Genomic DNA, 301 nt, shown 5'->3' on the forward strand with positions numbered 1-301 from the left:
GCTTAAAGCATTATCAATATTGCTGGCACCACGGCCAAATCGTTGAGACCCAAAATAGTTAGGTACACCAGATTCGGCAACTTTGCTTGCTCGCTCTAAAGCTTGCTCAATATCCGATACGTCTCGTAGGCGAATCACAAAATTGTTACCCGACAAAGAACCACGCTTAAGTTTGCGGTTGTGCCTTGCAGTTGCAAGCACTCTAACCCCTTCGCCTAACTCTTCAGGTAACGCAACATTGTCCTTGCCCGGTATTTGAATACTAACCCATTGGGTGGTGACCGCATGGCGATCTTTTAGG

At 46.8% G+C, this 301-nt stretch carries 1 protein-coding gene; it reads right to left on the minus strand.

The window, feature by feature from the left end; translation table 11 throughout:
• Positions 1-301 (minus strand): tRNA pseudouridine(13) synthase TruD (gene truD / locus Q4528_RS13350; protein ID WP_303521993.1); only part of this gene is annotated, 301 nt, incomplete at both ends.

Origin of the sequence: Staphylococcus pasteuri (genome assembly GCF_030547725.1) — a bacterium.
Lineage (GTDB): Bacteria > Bacillota > Bacilli > Staphylococcales > Staphylococcaceae > Staphylococcus > Staphylococcus pasteuri.